This is a genomic window from Cupriavidus sp. SS-3, assembly GCF_035818815.1.
GTDB classification, from domain to species: Bacteria; Pseudomonadota; Gammaproteobacteria; order Burkholderiales; family Burkholderiaceae; genus Cupriavidus; species Cupriavidus taiwanensis_C.
This window is the reverse complement of record NZ_JAYLVT010000013.1, coordinates 94,282-110,042: the sequence shown is the minus strand read 5'-3', so window position 1 is coordinate 110,042 and position 15,761 is coordinate 94,282. Positions and strand designations below refer to the sequence as shown.

Sequence of the window (15,761 nt, the reverse complement as noted above, 5' to 3'; positions counted from 1 at the left end):
GCGACTGACTAGATCACCAGCTCGATCACGAACGGCCCCTTGCGCGCATTGGCCATGCGGAACAGGTCGGCAAAGCGCTCCATGTCGGTGGCCTGCGCGCCTTCCACGCCCATGCCGCCGGCCAGCTTGACCCAGTCCAGGTCCGGGTTGCCGATGTCGAGCATGTCCAGCGCGGTCTTGCCCGGGTTGGCGCCGACGCCGGCCAGTTCGCCCAGCAGGATGGCGTACTTGCGGTTGGCCAGCACCACCACGGTCACGTCGAGCTGTTCGCGCGCCATGGTCCACAGCGATTGCAGGGTGTACATGGCCGAGCCGTCGGCCTGCAGCGCCACCACGCGCCGGCCGGGCGCCGCGACGGCCGCGCCGAGCGCCAGCGGCAGGCCAGCGCCGATGGCGCCGCCGGTCAGCTGCAGCCAGTCGTGCGGTGCCGCGTGCACCGTGCCGGGATAGAACGCACGGCCGAAGCTGACGCTCTCTTCCACCACGATGGCCTGCTCGGGCAGCAGCGCGGTGAGCGTGCGCGCCACCGCCTCGGAGGTGACCGCGCCGCGCGCGGGCTCCACCGGCGCGGGCGCGGCGGCGGCGGGCAGTTGCGCCTGGCGCGCGCCGAGTGCATCGGCCAGCCGCGCCAGCGCTTCGGCCAGGTCTTCTTCCGGGCGGGCCAGCACATGCACCGCGGCGTCCTCCGGATACGGGCGCGGCGACTTGCCCGGGTAGGCGAAGAAGGTCACCGGTGCCGGCGCGCCGACCAGGATCACGTTGCGGATGCCGGCCAGCTTGTCGCGCGCGGCATCGCCGGAATACGGCACGCGGTCCAGCGCCAGGCGCCCGCGCCCGCGCGCCACGCGCGCATTGGACATGGGCGAAATCAGCCGCGCGCCGGTGGCTGCGGCAATGCGGTGCGCGTCGGCAAGCGGCGCCTCGCGCAGCGCGCTGCCGGCCAGCACGATCAGCGTCGGCTGGCCCGAGCGCAGCACGCGCGCAGCCTGCTGCACGGCGTCCGGCGAGACCCTGGGAACCGGCAGCGGAGGCAACGGTGCCGCCACCACGCCGCCCGCATCCCAGCACACGTCGGACGGCAGGATCAGGCTGGCGACGCCGCCCGGCGCGGTGCAGGCAGCCTGCACCGCGGCCGAGGCATCGGCCCCCACCGAAGCCGCCCGCGTGGCGGTGCGCGTCCACACCGAGACCGGCCGGGCCCAGCCTTCGGTATCGGCGGTGAGCGGCGCGTCCAGCGGCCGGTGATAGGTGGCCTGGTCGCCGATGAGGTTGACCACCGGCGTCTGCGCGCGGCGCGCGTTGTGCAGGTTGGCCAGCCCGTTGGCCAGCCCGGGGCCGCAATGCAGCAGCGTGGCGGCGGGCTTGCCGGCCATGCGCGCGTAGCCGTCGGCCGCGCCGGTGACCACGCCCTCGAACAGCCCCAGCACGCAGCGCATGCCGGGAATGCGGTCCAGCGCCGCGACGAAATGCATCTCGCTGGTGCCGGGGTTGGCAAAGCAGGTGTCCACGCCATTGGCCAGCAGGGTCTTGACCAGGCTCTCGGCGCCGTTCATCGGTTGTGCGTTGTCCATCAGGGGTCCGGTGGTTGGAGGGTTGGCTTGGGGCCGGTCAGTCATGCCGGATGCGGGCGCGCGGCCAGCAGGTCGAAATCCAGGCAGACGAACTCGGTCGGGAATTCAATGCGGGCGAAATAGACGATGCGCTCGGCGCCCGCCGCGGTGGCCGACGGCACGCAGGCAAAGCGGCGCAGCTCGGCCACCGGCGCACCCACCGCCAGTGCCAGCGCGGCCGCCGATTCGGCGCCGGCCGCGACGATCGACAGCCGCTGCCGCGCCGTGCTGACCGACAGGCCGGGAAAGCGGTCGAGCACCGGCACCGACGCGCCGTGGCGGAAGGCCTCGGGGTCGCGCGCGAACACATCCGCGTCGATATAGACCTCGCCCACGGCGAAGGGGCTTCCGTCGAGGCGGTGCAGCCGGCGCAGGAAGTGGTAGGCCGGTGCGCGTGCGCCGCTGCAGGGCATGCCCAGATCCTCGGGCAGCGGCACCTTGCCGGCCGACTCGACCATGGCTTCGGTATCGAGCTGCGCGCCGACGGCGACGGCCTCGTCCCAGCTGGTCGACAGCGACACCTGACGCCGCGCCTGGCACGGCGCCTTGACGAAGGTGCCGCGCCCGCGCGAGCGCTCCAGCAGCCCTTCTTCGTCGAGCATCGACAGCGCATGGTGCATGGTCATGCGCGCCACGCCGTACTGGCGGCACAGCTGCTCCAGCGACGGTATGCGCGCCCCCTGGCGCCACGCGCCGCTTTCGATCTGGCGGCGAAAGATGGTGGCCAGCTGCAGGTAGACCGGCTGGCGGCTGCGGGACAGCAGTTCGCTGGAAAGAGGTTCCGGCATGGACGGGAGCCCGGTGCCGGGCAGATTGCGGCGCCGGCGGATGCCGGCGGGTGGTGGGGGGACAGTATAAAAAGTCTATATATGTAGACTACTAGGGTTTACCTTGGCTCCTTTGGCTTTTGAGCCGTCTGGCCCCAAAAAAAAGCGCCCGCAGGCGCTTTGCAAGACCGTTGTACGGCGTCTTACCACCGCACATCCCGTTCCCATGCCTTCATCTCTTCCTCGGCCTGCTCCTTGGTGTAGCCATAGCGCTCCTGGATGCGGCCGGCGAGCTGGTCGCGCTTGCCGTTGATCTGCGTGATGTCGTCGTCGGTCAGCTTGCCCCACTTCTCCTTGACCTTGCCCTTGGCTTGTTCCCACTTGCCTTCGATCTGATCCCAGTTCATCGCTTGCTCCTTGATGTCATGGCAAGGGGGCGCGGCAGCGTCCCCTTGCGAGTGGTGCGGTGTACGACCCGCCCCCGCGGGGCAGGCCGTGCTGAAGCGGCTTACTTGCCGTACTTGGCCTTCACGTCGGCCTGGCACTTGTCCTTGGACTCGCCGGACAGTGCGTCGCAGCGTTCCTTGTCGGCCTTGTAGGCGGCGTCGGTGGTGTCCTTCTTCGCATCGGCGCGGGCTTCCGCCACGTCGGCGCGCGAACCGGTCGCGGCGGCCTTGTCGACCTTGGCGGCGGTCAGGGCTTTTTCATGTGCGGCCTTGGCGTCCTTCTTGCAGACGTCCTTGTCGTTGCCCTTCTTGTCGTCGCACATTTCCTTGGCGACGTCATAGTCGCGGTCGGCCTTGGTCTTCTCGGCCTTGGCCATGGACTTTTGCGTGCCGTCGCGGCGGGCCTCGGCCTGGGCCTTGGCAACATCGCGGTCGCGCTTGGCCTCGGCCTTGCAGACGTCCTTGGCGTTGTCCTTCATGCCGTCGCACTTGGCGGAGGCAGCCTTGTAGTCCGCGTCGGCCTGCTTCACCGCGGCGTCATAGTCGGCCCTTGCGCCGGTTGCAGCCGTTCCGGCCGTCGTTGCCGGTGCCGTCGTCTGCGCCAGGGCAAAGCCTGCCGGGGCGGCAACCATCATCGAACACACTGCTGCGGTCAGCCATTTCTTCATCATGTCGAGCTCCTTTCCGGGTGATTGCGTAAGGGTACGCATGAGAGGCCGGCGGCTATGCTGCTGGCCATGCCGTATGTACAGAGTAGGCCCGGGGGGATGGGGTCAGCAGGCGTTCGGCTCCGAAAGGAACGTCAGACTATTCCGACATAGATTCGCGCGCTGCACATGCCTGGCGATACCGGCTTGCGCCGGGCTTGTGGATTGCGCCTCGCCATGAAAAACGCCGCCCACTGCGGGGCGGCGCCGCGCATCGCCATGTCTGCGATGCCAGACAGGCTGCGCGAGGCAAGGGCTCTCGCGCGGCGCTGTCATCAGCCTGAAATCGAAGGCGTGATCCGGTTCTCGTCGGGCGCCGCGCCCTCCTCGTCCGGCCAGTTCCGGCCCACCATCCATTCATAGAGCGTCGGCAGCACGATCAGCGTCAGCACGGTCGCGGTGATCAGCCCGCCGATGATCACGATGGCCAGCGGACGCTGCGTCTCCGAGCCGATGGCGCGCGAGACCGCCATCGGGAACAGGCCCAGCATAGCCAGCAGCGCCGTCATCAGCACCGTGCGCAACCGGTCCATCGACCCGGTCAGCACGGCCTGGCGCACCGGCATGCCCTCTTCGCGCAGCTGGTTGAAGTAGGTCACCATCACCACACCGTTGAGCACCGCCTGGCCGAACAGCGCGATAAAGCCGATCGCCGCCGACACCGACAGCGGGATGCCGGTCAGCAGCAGCGCAAACACGCCGCCGATCAGCGCGAACGGGATATTCGAGATGATCAGCGTGGCGCTCTTGAACGACTTGAACGCATTGAACAGCAGCAGGAAGATCACCAGCACCGACAGCGGCACCACGATCGACAGCCGCGCCATGGCGCGCTCCTGGTTCTCGAACTCGCCCGACCAGCTGATCTTGACGTCGTCGGCCCTGACATTCTTTGCCACCAGCTTCTGCATGTCCTTGACCACGCTGCCCATGTCGCGGTCATGGATGAAGATGCCGATCGAGGTGGTGCGCTGGCCGTTCTCGCGGCTGATGTTCATGGCGCCGGAGGCCGCGCGGAAGCTCACCAGCTGCGACAGCGGCACCTGCGCGCCGTCGGCGGTCTGCATGAAGATATTGGGCAGGTTGGGCAGCGCGCGTTCCGACGGCTTCAGGCGCACCGCCACGCTGAAGTGCTTCTCGCCCTCCCACAGCTCGGTCGCGGCCTTGCCGGCCAGCGCGGTTTCCATCAGGTCCTGCACGTCGGCCACGTTGATGCCGTAGCGCGCGGCCTGGGCGCGGTCGAATTCCAGCACGTACTGCGGCAGCTCGCCGTCGCGGTCGATAAAGGCGCGCATCACGCCCTTGACCGACTGCACGTTGGCCAGGATCTGGTCGGCCACCTTCTTGTTCTGCTCGAGGCTGTCGCTCTGCACCTTGATCACGATCTGGCCCTTGATCTGCGAGATGCTCTCGAGGATGTTGTCGCGCACCGGCTGCGAGAAATTGGGCTCGATGCCGGGCAGCCGGCGCAGGTTGCGGTCGATCTCGCCGATGATGGCGCGCTTGTCCAGGCCGGGGCGCCACTGCTTCTCGGGCTTGAGGTCGACCAGGATCTCGACGGTGTTGATCAGCTTGGGATCGGTGCCGTCGTCGGGGCGGCCCACCTTGGAGATGGTGGTATTGACCTCCGGCGTCCGGCGGATCACGCTGCGCAGCCGCCGCGCCTGGTCGCGCGCCTCGTCGATCGAGACCGAGGCCGGCAGGTCGAAGCTGACCCACATCGAGCCCTCGTCCAGCTCGGGCAGGAACTCGCTGCCGAGGAACTTGCCCGCCCCCACGGTCACCACCAGCAAGCCCAGCGCCGCGCCCACCACCAGCTTCTTGTGGTCCAGCGCCCAGGCCAGCATCGGTTCGTAGAGCCGCTTGCAGTGGCGCACCAGGAAGTTGTCGTCGTGCGCGATGTTCTTCCTGAGCAGCAGGTGGCACAGCAGCGGCACCAGCGTCAGCGACAGGATCAGCGAACCGATCAGCGCGCCCGTCACCGTGTACGCCATCGGCGCGAAGATCTTGCCCTCGTGCCGCTGCAGCGTAAAGATCGGGATGTGCGCCGCGATGATGATGACCATCGAGAACACGGTCGGGCGGCCCACCTCGGTGGTGGCCTGCAGGATCGCATGCAGCCGCGCGCGGCTGTCCTGGATCTGCTGCGCCTTGAGCTCGCCCAGGCGCTTGAAGATGTTCTCGACCACGATCACCGCGCCGTCGACGATGATGCCGAAGTCCATCGCGCCCAGCGACAGCAGGTTGGCCGGAATCCCGACCCAGGTCAGGCCGATGAAGGTGGACAGCAGCGCCAGCGGAATGATCAGCGCCACGATCGCCGCGGCGCGCACGTTGGCCAGGAACAGGTACAGCACCGCCATCACCAGCAGCGCGCCCTCGACCAGGTTGCCGAACACCGTATGCAGGGTCTTGTCGATCAGCGTGGAGCGGTCGTAGTACGGCACGATCTTCACGCCCTTGGGCAGGATCTGGTCGTCCAGCAGATCGATCTTCTGCTTCAGCGCCTCCAGCACCAGCGACGGGTTCTCGCCCTTGCGCATCACCACGATGCCCGAGACGATATCCTCTTCGTCGTCCTGCCCCATCAGGCCCTGCGGCGGCGCGCTGCCGACGCGCACCTCGGCGATGTCCTTGACCAGGATCGGGGTGCCGTTGTTCTCGGCCACCACCACGTTGGCGATATCGGCCGAGGTGCGGAAGCTGCCCAGCGAGCGCAGCAGGAACTGCTGCCGCCCGTGCGCGACCGCGCCGCCGCCGGCATTCGAGTTGGCGCGCTGCAGCGCGGTGAACAGCTGCGACAGCGAGATCTTGGCGTCGCGCATGCGCGCGAGGTTGGGGTTGACCTCATACTGCTTGATGGTGCCGCCGATGGTCACCAGGTCGGCCACGCCCGGCACCTGGCGCAGGTTTTTCTCGACCACCCAGTCCTGCAGCGTGCGCAGCTCCTGCGGCGTATAGCCCTTGCCGGTCAGGCGGAAGCGGTAGATCTCGCCGATCGCAGTGGACAGCGGCGCCAGGTCCGGATGCACGCCGTCGGGCAGGTCAACGCTGCGCAGGCGCTCCAGGATCTGCTGGCGCGCGGCCACGTCGGTCGCCTTGTCGTTGAAGGTCACCATCATGAACGACAGGCCGAACTGCGTGTGCGAGAACACCCGCACCGCGTTGGGCGTGCCGGCCAGCGCGGTCTCGATCGGGATCGTGACCTGGCGCTCCACCTCTTCGGCGGCGCGGCCCGGGTACAGCGTGATGACGTTGACCTGGATGTCGGAGACATCCGGGAAGGCTTCGATCGGCAGGTTCTTGAACGCGGCGATGCCGCCACCGACGAAGAGGATCAGGCCCAGCCAGACAAAGAGCTTCTGGTGCAGGGCAAAGCTGACGATACGCGAAATCATGTGGCGATCGTCCTCAACGTTTTTCCGCCGCGCGCGCCGCGTTGACCGCGGTGGCATCGCGCAGGATGTCCTGCAGGTAGAGGTTGCCTTCGCTGACCACGGTCTCGCCGTCCTTCACGCCCTCGAGCAGTTCGGTGGTGCCGGGCAGCGTCACGCCCACGCGCACCTGGCGACGCTCGAAGGTATTGGGCGCGGTACGCACGAACACATAGTTGCGGTTGTCGGCCAGGAACACCGCCTTGGACGGCACCGCGATGCCTTTGAACGATGCCGCCGGCAGCCTGGCGGTAACGAACATCTCCGCCTTCAGGCGGCGTTCGGGATTGGGCACGTTCAGCCGCACCTTGATGCTGCGCGCGGTCGGATCGACATAGTCGGCAATCTTGACCACGGTGCCGGCAAAGGTCTCGCCGGGCCAGGCGGCGGTGGTCAGCTGCACGTCGACGCCGGGCCTGAACAGCTTCAGGTCGGCCTCGCCCGCATCGACCTGCGCCCACAGCGTGGTCGGGTCGGTCACCAGGAACAGCGGCGCGGCGGGAGGCTGGTCGGGGCGCAGCTCCATGCCGAGGTTGATGTTGCGCTCGACCACCAGGCCGTCGATCGGGCTGCGCAGCGCGAAGCGCTGGTTGACGCCATCCGGGCCTGCCGCGGCCGCGCCGTACTGGCTCAGCGCCGCCCGGGTGCGCTGCAGGTCCGCCGCGGCACGCGCGGCATCGGCCTGGGCCTGCTCCAGTTCTTTCTGCGCGATGATGCCGGCGCCATACAGCTCGCGCTGGCGCGCCAGCGCCTTGGCCGCGACCGCGCTGTCGGCGGCAGCCTTGCGCGCATCGGCCTGGGCCACGCCGAAATCCGGCGAGGTCAGCATCGCCAGCGGCTGGCCGGCCTTGACGGTGGCGCCGGGCTGCACCAGCACCTCGGTCACGCGCCCTGCAAACGGCGTCGCCACACGCACGGTCTTGTCTTCGTTCCACACTAGCCGGCCGGGCAGGCTCAGCATGCGCTCGCCGCCGGTGGTGGCGGCCTCGCCGGCGATGCCGGGTAGCGTCTTCACGCTGGCGGGGAACTGGATGGTGTTGCCGCTGACCTTGGGATCATCATCGGCCTTGGGGGCTTCGGATTTGCCGCAAGCGGCCAGCGCGAGCGCGCACAACGACATCGCCAACAGGGCGGAAATGCGGGCCGGCAAGGCGGCGCTGGGGAATGACATGCGACGGGACATGCGTGACAGGAAAGACATGAAGGGGATCGCGGGAACGGCGGTTCAGGGACGCGCGGGCGTGGCGGCAGTGCGGGCCGGCGCCGCGGTGGTCGAAGTCTGCAGCGCAGCGCGGTACGCCGACAGTGCCTTGGCGTATTCGCCCTGCGCCGCCACCGCATCGAGCCGGGTCTGGCGCAGCGCGCGGCGCGCATCGAGCAAATCGAGCACACCGGTGGCGCCCTTGCTGTAGGCGAACTCCGCGCTGCCAGCAACGCTTTCCGCGGCGGGCAGCACTTCATCACGCATCTGCCGCAGCGACTGGCGCGCGGTTTCCAACTGGCTGCGCAGCCGGTCGATCTCGTTGCCGGCTTCCAGCATCACGCGGTTGCGGTCGTCGAGCGCGGCGTAGTAATCGACCTCGGCGCGGCGCGCCTCGCCGCCGTTGCTGTGGCGCACCGGCAGCGGGATCGACAGGAACACGCCGAAGCTGTTGCCGGAGCCATAGTTGTTGCTTGGCGAGGTCGGATAGTGCTCGGCCTGCGCGCCGATGGTCACGTCGGGCACGCGACCGGCTCGCGCCAGGTCGCGCGACGCCGCGGCGGCGGCCAGGCGCGCCTCGGCGGCAGTCACGTCGGGGCGGCGCTGCAGCGTATCGGCGTCCGGCGGCGGCACGGCGGCATCGAGCGCCGGCCAGTCAGCCACCAGCCGGTTGTCGGCAAGCGTGCCGGGCACGCCCATCGCCTGCGCCAGCAGGGCCTTGTCGCGGTAATGGTCGGTGATGGCCTGGCGCATATCGCTCTGCGCGCGCAGCGCGTCCAGCTGCAGCTTGGTCACGTCGGCGCGCGCCACGTCGCCGGCCCGGAGGCGCGTCTCGCTGGCCTGGCGGGTGCGCTCGTACAGCGCCAGCGTTTCGCGCAGCACGGCGACGCGTTCCTGGCTGGCCAGGGCATCGAAGTAGGCCTGCTCCACCATGCCGGCCTGTTGCGCCACCACGGCCTGCACCACTTCGCCGGCGGCGGCGCTGGCCTTGCGCGCGGCGTCGACGCGCAGGTTGCCCTTGTTGGCCGTCTCGATCAGCTGGTCCACGCGCACCGTGGAATCCACCGTCTTGCTGCGCAGGTTGCCCGCGCCGACGCCGGCATGCGGGTTGATGTTCTCCACGCCCAGGCTCAGCACGGGATTGGGGCGCTGCGACGCGATCTGGACATCGGCCTGGCTGGCTTCCACGCCACGGCGCGCGGCGATGATGGTGCGGTTGCAGCGCAACGCGTCAAGGCGCACCTGGGCCAGGGTCAGCGCAGCACCAGCGGGTGGCGGCGCGCACGGGCCATCGGCCGGTGCGGCTTGGGTGGAATCCGCGGAGTTTGCGGAAGCTTGCGGATCGGTGGGACGTTCGGCAGCCAGGCTCGCTACGGCCGCCAATACCAGCAGGGAACCTGCGGCAATACGGGATAAGGCAAAAGGCACGGTCAGTCAGGCTCGGTTCGAAAACGGTCTGCGGTTAAACGACCGTGCCCGCCCAACGGTTCACCGCCAGCGCAAAAAATCATCCTGCGCCACCGTCCGCGATGCGGTTGCGCGGCGTGGCTGTCTTGGTGCGCCCTCGCCCGCTGTCCTGATGCTGTCTACGCCACCCGGACACGATCTCCCGCCCGCATTCAAACCGAACCGCTTTACAAACGGCTTTCATTCGCCTGACAAAAGCCTTTAGGTACGCGAAAACCCTGACCATTCGCCAAAAACGACAAACGGCACGGCCGTTGCCGGCCGTGCCGTCGGATCTGTCCTGAATGCGTTTATGCCTTCACCCGGTCATCCAGCCCCAGGCCGCGGCCGATGATCTCCTTCATGATCTCGCTGCTGCCGGCATAGATGCGCGAGATACGCGCATCGGCATACATGCGGCAGATGCGGTACTCCTCCATATAGCCGGCGCCGCCGTGCAGCTGCACGCCCTCGTCGACCATGCGTCCCTGCAGCTCCGAGGTCAGCAGCTTGGCCGATGCAGCCGTCTCCACCGTCAGCGTGCCGGCATTGTGTTGCAGCACGCACTGGTCGACAAAGGTCTGCAGCGCATCCAGCTGCGCGCGCAATTCGGCCAGCTTGAAGCGCGAGTTCTGGAACGTGCCGATGGCGCGCCCGAAGGCCTTGCGCTCGCGCACGTAGTCCAGCGTGATGTCGAAGGCCACCTGCGCCGACGCCATGTAGCCGCAGGCGCCGATCAGGCGCTCCTCGGCCAGGTGGCGCGTCAGGTAGCGGAAGGCCTGGCCCGGCTCGCCCAGCACGTTGGCCTTGGGCACCTTGACGTTGTCGAAGAACAGCTCCGAGGTGTCCTGCGAGTGCAGGCCCAGCTTGCGCAGCTTGCGCCCGCGCTCGAAGCCGGGCATGCCGCGTTCGACGATGAACAGCGTCAGGCCATGGCTGCGCTCCGGGTCGGTGCGGGCCACCACGACCACCACGTCGGCCAGCTGGCCGTTCGAGATATAGGTCTTGGCGCCGTTCAGCACCCAGTGGTCGCCATGGTCCTCGGCGCGGGTGCGGATGCCGGCCAGGTCGGAGCCGGTCTGGGGCTCGGTCATGGCCACGGCGAAGATCGACTCGCCGCGCGCGGCCGCGGGCAGCAGGCGCTGGCGCTGCTCTTCATTGCCGATGCGGCCGATGTAGGGCGCCACCAGGCGCGAGTGCAGCGTGCCGAAGAAGCCGGAGTCGCCGTGGCGCGCATTTTCCTCGATCAGGATCTGCTCGTAGCGGAAGTCCTGCACACCGGCGCCGCCGTATTGCTCGTCGGCCCACATCAGCAGGTAGCCCTGCTCGCCGGCCTTGCGGAACACCTCGCGGTCCACGCAACCCTGTTCGCGCCAGCGCTCGCCGTGCGGGCCGACCTCGCGCTGGTAGAAGCGGCGGGCGGATTCGCGGAAGGCGTCGTGTTCGGCTTCGAAGATCAGGCGTTGCATCGGGGGTCTCCAGGGGGTTTTGACATTGACCGGGCCAGTGTCGGCCGAGCCACGCCCGGGAGATTCGTCGGAACAGATGATTTTTCTTACCGTCGGCGGACCGCCCCGCCCGCAGCGAAAAGCCCGTTGAGTGCAATTTTATTGATATGAAGCGCAAATAACTTTCATTTACCCGTCGGCACGCTTTGTGCCAATACTGGAACCACAGACAACGATTCGACGGAGCGGGAACATGGAAGCCATCCTCTGGATAGGGCTTGCGCTGGGGCTGGTGGCGTTGGGGGGGAGCGTCACGTGGCTGATCGGCACGCGGGTGCCGGAACCCGTGTTTGCGCGCGCGCAGTTGCACGGACGCTTTGCCGGCCTGGAACCGCGCCCGCCACGCCGGGGTGGCGGCGGCCGGACGCGGCGCGTGCGCCAGTGGCGCCTGGTGGCCGTGCCCGCACCTTCGGGTCAGCTGGTGCCGGTGCGAATCTGATTGCCGGGCGGCAACCCCTGAGCCCTATTGCGGGAAGTCCCAGCGCTGCGACCAATCGGATTCTTCCCGCACGATCTCGCGCAGGATATCCACGGCTTCGCGCGCCGGGCCCGCGGGCGCTTCGGCGCAAACCAGGAACACGGGATACGAAAACTCCGGCGCGCCGGCGACGCGCGCCAAGGCCCCGCTGTCCAGGTAGCTCTGCACCACGCGCGTGCGGAAATAACCGCTGCCGCCGTACTGCAGGATGTACTGCAACGCCAGCGGCCCCAGGTTGAAGTACAGCGACGCGCGCGCATGCTCCGGCAGCGCGCTGTCATGCTGGCGGCGGAACTCGGGGCCCCAGTCGACATAGACATAGCCGCCGTCGCGCTGCGTCGAGCGGATCAGCACCAGCTTCTCTTCCATCAGCGCTTCAACGTGCATGCCGGGCGCGTATTCCGGCTGGTACACCAGCGCGGCATCGAGCGCGCCCGACTGCAGCCTGCGCTGCAGCTCAGCCCCCTCGCCCACTTCCGCCCGCACCGCCTGCGCCGGCATGCGCTGGCGCAGGCGCGTCGCCCACAGCAGCACCAGCGGATTCCCCAGGCTGATCTCGGTGCCATAGCGGAACAGGCTGGCCAGCCCCGCCGGCAACGGCAGCTCGCGGCACGCCGCCTCCCAGGTCTGCACCAGCTGGCTGGCATAGCCGAGGAAACGCTGCCCGTCCGGCGTCAGCCGCGCCCCGGCCTTGTTGCGCTCGAACAGGCGGCAGTTCAGCTGCGCCTCCAGGCTCTTGATGCGCGCGGTGACGGCAGTCTGGGTGACATGCAGCTTGTCGGCGGCGGCCAGCAGGCTGCCGTCGCGCACGACTTGCAGGAAGGTGCGGGCGAGTTCGATATCCATGGTGGCAAGGGATCCGGGACGACGTGGCGCATTGTAGACAGTAGCCGATTGAGAATCAGCCCATACACACAAGGATGTACTTCTGCTGTCATGGTGCTATGCTTTGTACATACAGGGATGTACATGGAACTCTCAATGCCTTTCACCCGTATCTTCCGCAACGGTAATTCCCAGGCGGTGCGCATACCCGCGGAACTGGCCTATCCCGACACCGACATGCAATTTGAAATTGAGCGGATCGGCGACGAGCTGCGCATCCGGCCCGCGCGACGGCGCCTGACCGGACTGCTCGATGTGTTCGCCGACTTCCCGGACGACTTCATGGCGCCAGGGCGCGAAGACCAGGCCCAGTCCGAGCGGGAGGGGTTCTGATGGCCAGGTATATGTTCGACACCAATATGTGCATCTACCTGATGAAGAACCAGCCGCCCCGGGTTGCCGAACGCCTTGCCCGGTGCTTCGAGGGTGACGTGGTGTTGTCCGCCATCAGCCTGGCCGAACTGGAGTTCGGCGTTACCGTGTCGCGGGATCCGCAGCGAGCCCGGCGCGCCTTGCAGGCGCTGATCGGGCGCGTGCCGGTGCTGCCGCTGAATGCCGCGGCGGCGCGCGCTTATGGTCCGGTCCGTGCCGCCACGCGCGAACGCAAGGCCGACGCGCTGGACAAGCTGATTGCGGCCCATGCCATTGCCGAAGGGCTGACCGTGGTCACGCGCAACGTCCGCGACTTTACGGCATACCCGGGGTTGCGCGTCGAAGACTGGACCGAGGGCCAGGGCGCCTGACGGGAAAACCGGCGACGCTGGCGCAGCACCAATATCCCACACCACTTCCTGATCGCTGACGGCCCCCGGTCCAGCTTCAGCGCACCGGCTGCGGCCGGACTCCCGCCGGCATGGCAACCGGCACCGCGCCGGTCTGCGCCGCCAGCACACCGCGCGCCTCGCGCGGCGGCCGCAACGGGGCGATGCCTTCCGGCTCCTGCCACGCCAGGCCATTGTCATAGCCGGTGGCAACGGCCTCCAGGTAGCCGGGCGCAAACTTGCGCTCCGGTGTCACTGCCTGCACGGCGGGCGCCGTGGCGGCCTGCGGCGCCTCGGACTGCGCGCAGGCGACGCTGTTGAGGCATAGGCCCAGCACACGCAGCAGCGCCATGGCCTGGCGCGAACGGTGTCGGATGGCGGACGGGCGCGACGCGGCCTGCCCGTTCTGGCATGGGGATCGGGTATTCATCGGGACTCTCCGGGAAGCCATTGCTGGCGGGTGGCACAACGAGCCGCGGCGCCGCGCTCGCGGTCCATTCCGCAACGACCGTGCCACCGGACTAATGCCGGCTACAGCGGGGATTGCTGCACTTTCCCGGGATGGAGTGGTGGGGTCTGGCCGACGCTAGCGGCGCCGGTGTCGGCGGAGACCCGACAATCCCGTGCCGCCTCAGGGCTTGACCGCCGCCGCCAGCACCGCCGGCATCGGCACCTCGAAGCCGCTCCCGCGCATGTACCCGGCAACGGTGCCGCGCAGCACGGCGCGGATTTCGTCGCGCGCCTTGGGGGTCTGCGCGCGCAGCGTGGCGGCTGCCCGCACGGTGCCCTGGGCGAGCGCGTCGAACAGCTGGTCGGGCGTGGAGAAGCGCCAGACCTGCGGCACGCTGCGGCAGGTCGGCATGACAAAGCCGGCCTGCTGCAACGCGCTGCGGCAATGGCCAGGATCGCTGAACAGGAAGAAGTTCGGCCCGACCGGGATATCGACATCCATCGAGCCATAGGCGCGGATCGCGGCATAGACCGCGCCGAAGCCGACCGCGCGCTCGGGCGTATCCCATACCGTGAAGGCGATGCGCCCGCCCGGGCGCAGGACCCGGAAGGCCTCGGCCAGCGCCGCGTCCGGGTCGGACATATGGCACAGGCCAAAGCCGTTGACCACGGCGTCGAAGCTGGCATCGTCGAACGGCAGCGCCTGCGCGTCGGCCTGCTGATACTGGACCTCGGGATGCAGCTTGCGCGCCAGTTGCACCTGCGCCTGCGCGAAATCGATGCCGACCGACTCGGCGCCGCGCTGCACCGCCCCGGCCGCGACGTAGCCGGAGCCGGACGCGACATCGAGCACGCGCTGCCCGCCGGCTACATGCGCGGCGTCCAGCAGGGCCTCGACCGATTGCCGGGTCACGTGCGACAGGTGCTCCTGGTACCGGCTGACGACTTCCGGGTCTTCCCAGCCAGCCAGCTCAAAGGCGCGAAACGAATCTGCGGTGTGGTCCATGCCTACTCCTCGGCGACGATGTCCAGACGGGCGGGCGTGTGTTGGTGATGTTGGTGTGCGGACGCAGCACTGATGCGTCCTGAGAACCCGGTCAAGCCAAGTATAGACAGCGCCGCGCACAGGCAGCAGCCAGGCGCTCAGGCGAGCACCCGGAACCGGGCTTCACCCGTTCAGGCGAAGCGCAGCGTGGCCACGCCGGCGGCGATCAGGCAGGCCGCGCCGAGTCGCGCGGCGCCGACGTGCTCCTTGAGCAGCAGCGCGGAGATCAGCGCGCCAAACAGGATCGAAGATTCGCGCAAGGCGGCCACCGGCGCCACCGGCGCGCGCGTCATTGCCCACAGCGACAGCCCGTAGGACGCCAGCGTGCCGCCCCCGCCCACCAGCGCGAACACCAGGTTGCGGCGCACGTAGCCGGCCAGTTGCCGCCGGCGCGTCGCCAGTGCCCACGCCGCCAGCGGCACCGCGGTAAGCACGAAGATCCAGAAGGCATAGGCTACCGGCGCGCCGGAGCGGCGTACGCCGGTGCCATCGATCAGCGTATAAGTGGCGATCACCAGCGCGTTCAGCAGCGCCAGCCACACGCCCTCGCGGCTACCCGGGAGGCCACGGTGGCCGCGTGCGCCGCCGGCCATGGCCAGGATGCCCAGGCTGATCACGGCGATGCCGCCCCATGCCAGCGACGACAGGTGCTCGCCCAGCCAGCCCACGCTGGCCAGCGCCACCAGCAAGGGCGCGCAGCCGCGCATCAGCGGGTAGGTCAGGCTCATGTCGGCGCTGCGGTAGATCCGCGCCACCAGCGCGAAGTACACCACGTGCACGCCCACCGACGCGGCGATGAAGGGCCAGCTGACGGCCGCCGGCTGCGGCAGCGCCGGCAGCGCCAGCGCGGCCATCAGGCCAGCCGTGACCGCCACCATCACGGTGGACAGCAGCTTGTCGCCGCCGCCCTTGACCACGGCATTCCACGCGGCATGCAGGAAGGCGGCAAGCAGGACGACGGCGAAGACGGTGAGCGACATGGGCGGCAGCGAAGTCGGCGCCGGCAGGCAGCGCGGGATCGCG

At 68.7% G+C, this 15,761-nt stretch carries 15 protein-coding genes; 3 read left to right on the top strand and 12 right to left on the bottom strand.

Annotated features, from left to right (window positions below):
* Positions 1-8: 8 nt before the first annotated feature.
* From U9J39_RS20325 to U9J39_RS20290, 8 genes are all read right to left on the bottom strand, one after another.
* Complete coding sequence (locus U9J39_RS20325) at positions 9-1,553, bottom strand: acetolactate synthase large subunit (RefSeq protein WP_326347915.1); 1,545 nt, start codon at positions 1,551-1,553, stop codon at positions 9-11.
* 59 nt (positions 1,554-1,612) lie between these two features.
* The gene (locus U9J39_RS20320; protein ID WP_326347880.1) at positions 1,613-2,398 is read right to left on the bottom strand and encodes a GntR family transcriptional regulator; all 786 of its coding nucleotides are present in this window, start codon (positions 2,396-2,398) and stop codon (positions 1,613-1,615) included.
* A gap of 182 nt (positions 2,399-2,580) precedes the next feature.
* Positions 2,581-2,784 carry a CsbD family protein gene (locus tag U9J39_RS20315; protein ID WP_115681766.1) on the bottom strand — a complete coding sequence of 68 codons (204 nt, stop codon included), beginning with the start codon at positions 2,782-2,784 and terminating at the stop codon, positions 2,581-2,583.
* Positions 2,785-2,885: 101 nt separating this feature from the next.
* Entirely contained in the window at positions 2,886-3,494 is a 609-nt protein-coding gene (locus U9J39_RS20310; RefSeq protein WP_115712331.1) for a hypothetical protein, read from the bottom strand.
* Positions 3,495-3,805: 311 nt separating this feature from the next.
* Positions 3,806-6,928: an efflux RND transporter permease subunit gene (locus tag U9J39_RS20305; protein ID WP_326347879.1), complete on the bottom strand. Its 3,123-nt coding sequence runs from the start codon at positions 6,926-6,928 to the stop codon at positions 3,806-3,808.
* Positions 6,929-6,941: 13 nt separating this feature from the next.
* A complete protein-coding gene (locus tag U9J39_RS20300; protein ID WP_326347878.1) occupies positions 6,942-8,135 on the bottom strand; it encodes an efflux RND transporter periplasmic adaptor subunit in 1,194 nt (397 codons plus the stop codon).
* 54 nt (positions 8,136-8,189) lie between these two features.
* Positions 8,190-9,548 carry a TolC family protein gene (locus U9J39_RS20295; protein ID WP_442784911.1) on the bottom strand — a complete coding sequence of 453 codons (1,359 nt, stop codon included), beginning with the start codon at positions 9,546-9,548 and terminating at the stop codon, positions 8,190-8,192.
* A 374-nt stretch (positions 9,549-9,922) separates the two neighbouring features.
* Positions 9,923-11,080, bottom strand: coding sequence for an acyl-CoA dehydrogenase family protein (locus U9J39_RS20290; RefSeq protein ID WP_111520052.1), 1,158 nt, complete (start codon positions 11,078-11,080; stop codon positions 9,923-9,925).
* Between the two features lie 232 nt (positions 11,081-11,312).
* Between U9J39_RS20290 and U9J39_RS20285 the strand changes: the two genes are divergently transcribed.
* The gene (locus U9J39_RS20285; protein WP_115712324.1) at positions 11,313-11,558 is read left to right on the top strand and encodes a hypothetical protein; all 246 of its coding nucleotides are present in this window, start codon (positions 11,313-11,315) and stop codon (positions 11,556-11,558) included.
* Between the two features lie 24 nt (positions 11,559-11,582).
* Here the strand turns inward: U9J39_RS20285 and U9J39_RS20280 are convergent, their stop codons facing one another.
* Positions 11,583-12,443 (bottom strand): LysR family transcriptional regulator, encoded by an 861-nt coding sequence (locus U9J39_RS20280; protein ID WP_116313483.1) that lies wholly within the window; start codon positions 12,441-12,443, stop codon positions 11,583-11,585.
* Positions 12,444-12,578: 135 nt separating this feature from the next.
* On the opposite strand from U9J39_RS20280, the gene vapB reads away from it, so the two are divergent.
* Together vapB and U9J39_RS20270 are read left to right on the top strand one after the other, a co-directional pair.
* Positions 12,579-12,815, top strand: a complete 237-nt coding sequence (gene vapB, locus U9J39_RS20275) for a type II toxin-antitoxin system VapB family antitoxin (protein ID WP_115681774.1) — start codon at positions 12,579-12,581, stop codon at positions 12,813-12,815.
* Positions 12,815-13,225, top strand: coding sequence for a type II toxin-antitoxin system VapC family toxin (locus U9J39_RS20270; protein ID WP_116313482.1), 411 nt, complete (start codon positions 12,815-12,817; stop codon positions 13,223-13,225). Before vapB ends, U9J39_RS20270 begins: the two co-directional genes overlap by 1 nt.
* Before the next feature lie 76 nt (positions 13,226-13,301).
* Here U9J39_RS20270 and U9J39_RS20265 read toward each other — a convergent pair whose 3' ends face one another.
* The 3 genes from U9J39_RS20265 to U9J39_RS20255 all read right to left on the bottom strand — a co-directional run bounded on the left by U9J39_RS20265 (position 13,302) and on the right by U9J39_RS20255 (position 15,718).
* Entirely contained in the window at positions 13,302-13,673 is a 372-nt protein-coding gene (locus tag U9J39_RS20265) for a hypothetical protein (RefSeq protein ID WP_115712318.1), read from the bottom strand.
* 201 nt (positions 13,674-13,874) lie between these two features.
* On the bottom strand, positions 13,875-14,699 hold the full coding sequence (locus U9J39_RS20260) for a class I SAM-dependent methyltransferase (protein ID WP_115712316.1): 825 nt from the start codon (positions 14,697-14,699) through the stop codon (positions 13,875-13,877).
* A 170-nt stretch (positions 14,700-14,869) separates the two neighbouring features.
* On the bottom strand, positions 14,870-15,718 hold the full coding sequence (locus tag U9J39_RS20255; protein WP_326347876.1) for an EamA family transporter: 849 nt from the start codon (positions 15,716-15,718) through the stop codon (positions 14,870-14,872).
* Between the last annotated feature and the right edge of the window lie 43 nt (positions 15,719-15,761).

Bases quoted from the DNA above. Each gene is read 5' to 3' on its own strand.
- U9J39_RS20280 (WP_116313483.1), bottom strand. From the start codon at position 12,443: ATGGATATCGAACTCGCCCGCACCTTCCTGCAAGTCGTGCGCGACGGC.
- U9J39_RS20325 (WP_326347915.1), bottom strand. From the start codon at position 1,553: ATGAACGGCGCCGAGAGCCTGGTCAAGACCCTGCTGGCCAATGGCGTG.
- U9J39_RS20260 (WP_115712316.1), bottom strand. From the start codon at position 14,699: ATGGACCACACCGCAGATTCGTTTCGCGCCTTTGAGCTGGCTGGCTGG.
- U9J39_RS20270 (WP_116313482.1), top strand. From the start codon at position 12,815: ATGGCCAGGTATATGTTCGACACCAATATGTGCATCTACCTGATGAAG.
- U9J39_RS20285 (WP_115712324.1), top strand. From the start codon at position 11,313: ATGGAAGCCATCCTCTGGATAGGGCTTGCGCTGGGGCTGGTGGCGTTG.
- U9J39_RS20310 (WP_115712331.1), bottom strand. From the start codon at position 3,494: ATGATGAAGAAATGGCTGACCGCAGCAGTGTGTTCGATGATGGTTGCC.
- U9J39_RS20315 (WP_115681766.1), bottom strand. From the start codon at position 2,784: ATGAACTGGGATCAGATCGAAGGCAAGTGGGAACAAGCCAAGGGCAAG.
- U9J39_RS20320 (WP_326347880.1), bottom strand. From the start codon at position 2,398: ATGCCGGAACCTCTTTCCAGCGAACTGCTGTCCCGCAGCCGCCAGCCG.
- U9J39_RS20300 (WP_326347878.1), bottom strand. From the start codon at position 8,135: ATGTCATTCCCCAGCGCCGCCTTGCCGGCCCGCATTTCCGCCCTGTTG.
- U9J39_RS20265 (WP_115712318.1), bottom strand. From the start codon at position 13,673: ATGAATACCCGATCCCCATGCCAGAACGGGCAGGCCGCGTCGCGCCCG.
- vapB (WP_115681774.1), top strand. From the start codon at position 12,579: ATGCCTTTCACCCGTATCTTCCGCAACGGTAATTCCCAGGCGGTGCGC.
- U9J39_RS20290 (WP_111520052.1), bottom strand. From the start codon at position 11,080: ATGCAACGCCTGATCTTCGAAGCCGAACACGACGCCTTCCGCGAATCC.
- U9J39_RS20305 (WP_326347879.1), bottom strand. From the start codon at position 6,928: ATGATTTCGCGTATCGTCAGCTTTGCCCTGCACCAGAAGCTCTTTGTC.
- U9J39_RS20255 (WP_326347876.1), bottom strand. From the start codon at position 15,718: ATGTCGCTCACCGTCTTCGCCGTCGTCCTGCTTGCCGCCTTCCTGCAT.